The sequence below is a fragment of the Hydrogenophaga sp. genome (genome assembly GCF_041633695.1).
Classification (GTDB): domain Bacteria; phylum Pseudomonadota; class Gammaproteobacteria; order Burkholderiales; family Burkholderiaceae_C; genus Hydrogenophaga.
The window spans coordinates 1-2,334 of the sequence record NZ_JBFJMY010000574.1 but is presented as its reverse complement, the minus strand read 5'-3'; the positions used below and the strand labels follow the sequence as shown (position 1 = coordinate 2,334).

The following is a 2,334-nucleotide window of genomic DNA, read 5'->3' as shown; positions in this document are numbered from 1 at the left end:
GGCGCGGTGGGTGCACCCGTGGCTTCGAGCGCCGCAGCCTGTTGCTCCAGCTTGGAGCGCACCACCGCCGCCCAGAGCCGTTTGTGTGTGGGCAGGCTGGCCGCTATCTGGGCTTCGATGCGGTGCGACTGCTCGTAGTTGCCTTCGATCGGCAGCAACATGCCCACCGCGTTGTGGTTGGCGGCGCACAACACAAATGGCGCGCCGCGTTCGGCCAGAGCCACAAGCAGGTTGTTCGTGTAGCTCAGGCCATGCGCGTTAGCGATCACCGCCGCAATATCGTCCAGCGGTACCTGCCCGAGCTCCTTGCGCTCGCCTTCGGTGTCTTGCACCACCATGAAGCCCCGGTGCAAAAACAGGTGGCGCCGGTCGTCGGCCACCTCGACAATGCGGCCGATCATGTGGGCTATTCCTTGAAGCCTGGGTCGCGGAGTTCACCGATGGGGGAAATAGTGACTCGGCGCGCGTGAAGACCTTTTAAGACGCCGGCAGTCTTTACTAGGTAAGCATAGGAGTCCTGCTTATCGCGATCTCGAGCGTCCACGTTGGCTTCATTGAGCAGGGCGAACGCCATCCGGGTGTCAGTTCTGACCCAGCACACTCGATAGGTATTGAAGATGGTGTTTATGCATAGTCGAACACTGTCGTTCTTTAGCAAACGCATCACCAAGGGCTTGCCACTCATGCTCAAACTTGGGTGTCGCAGCCGTGCCAGTCCGTGCTGGCGCACCAGTTGGTAAGCCTCGAACGTAGAAATCACCTCGCCTTCCCATTTGCCTTTTTCGTTGCGCACGATTTCGATGCAGTAGTTGCTGTCACCCTTGTAGCCCTTGTAGGGGCGCGGCGCGCCGTTGGGCAACTGCCCGTGGCGCTCTATTGCTTGCGCATCGCTGAACTCGATCACCTTGAGCGCCCCCACTTCTTTCTGCCGCACGCCGTCCACCGTCTTGCGCACGCTGACCATCCCTCCACCCAACAAGGCATAGGCGGTGTCGTTGTGCATGGCGCCTTCGTGCCCGTGGTCAGGCTTGTGGCTGACCCGGATGTTGTGCACCGCGCGCGCCACGTGTTCGCGGTAGGTGGGCCAGGGAAGGGGCATGTCCTCAACGAGGCGGTGCAGCTGTTTCTCGCGTGCGCCTGCACTGGCCTGGGCAAAGCGTTGCAGCATGCCTTGATCGGTCACGGCGATCACGCAGGCGTCCACCGCGTGGTGCCGGTGGTCGTTGCGGTTCTTTTCGCCGTCCAATCCCAGAATGTCGTTCAAGCCAAACTTGGCGCGCAGCATGGCGGTCATTTGGCCAGGGATCACACGGGTGGCTTGTGGGCAGATCAGGCTCAGGTATTCGCGTGCCACGCGGCTGAGGTAGCGCGTGTCGTTCAACGCACGGGCCAGAAAATCTTTGTCTTCCTTCAGCCATTTTTCGTAACCGTCTTCGGCGAAGCGGTAGCGTTTGTTTCGAGGCATTTGCTCGGCCCGGTCCAAGATGCCGACGTAGTCCCAGCCCTGGTCCGCAAAGTCGTTCCGGGCCTTCCAGGGGGAGCGGTTGCCCTTGATGCGGTTGGCTTGGCGCGTGGCAACCGTCTTGTTGTTCAGGCTGTCGTCCAGGGTTTGCGAAAACGGCAAGATGTGTTCGATCTCGACTTGGTCGCTCAGCACCATGGTTGCGCTCAGGTGCACACCGCTGTACGGGCAACGCCGATCGGCTGGGTCGAAGCTCAGCTCTTCCCACAAGATCAATTTTTGTAGATCGGCATGCCGCACGCGCTCGGGTGCACACTGCAATACGTGGGCCGCATCGGCACGCAAGCGTTCATTGCGCCGTTGGTTTTTGGCTTGGCGTTCTTGGTCTTCTTTTTTCTGAATCAGGCTTTGCTTGAGATCGCGTGCCACCTCCACAATCACTTCTGCCGGGTGGCCATAACGCTGGATGAGCGCGTTGACCACCACGCGCACTTGGTTCAGGCCAATGTGAACCGTGGGGTTGGCGATCTTGCCGAAGTACTTTTCGGGTTTATCGGGCGTGGCCATCGGGTCGGCAAAACCCACGTGGCGTTGCAGGAACTCGCCGTAGTACGGCAATTCGCGGAACGCGTGCAGGTGTTGAACTTCACCGGTTTGTGGGTCTACGCGCTCGACGCCGGTGTCAAACGTGCGGCCCGGGATTTCGCCGAACGCGTTCAGGCGGCTGTGGTGTTCAAAGCCGGCGGCCAACACCGCCTTGTCGTAGGTCTACACTTCGCGTTTCAGCTCGGGCAAGATGCGCCCCAGAGCCTTGGCGCTCAGGCTGCCATAGCCTTCGGGCAGGGCGGTATTGGCGAGGGGCGCGGGGGGGG

2 protein-coding genes are annotated in these 2,334 nt (G+C 60.8%); both read right to left on the bottom strand.

Annotation, left to right across the window (positions count from 1 at the left end; all coding sequences use genetic code 11):
• On the bottom strand, window positions 1-401 hold a 401-nt coding region (locus ABYB95_RS21860), incomplete at its 3' end, for a CRISPR-associated endonuclease Cas1 (protein WP_372661918.1).
• A gap of 5 nt (window positions 402-406) precedes the next feature.
• Window positions 407-2,212, bottom strand: coding sequence for a type II CRISPR RNA-guided endonuclease Cas9 (gene cas9, locus ABYB95_RS21855; protein ID WP_372661914.1), 1,806 nt, complete (start codon window positions 2,210-2,212; stop codon window positions 407-409).
• Window positions 2,213-2,334 lie beyond the last annotated feature (122 nt).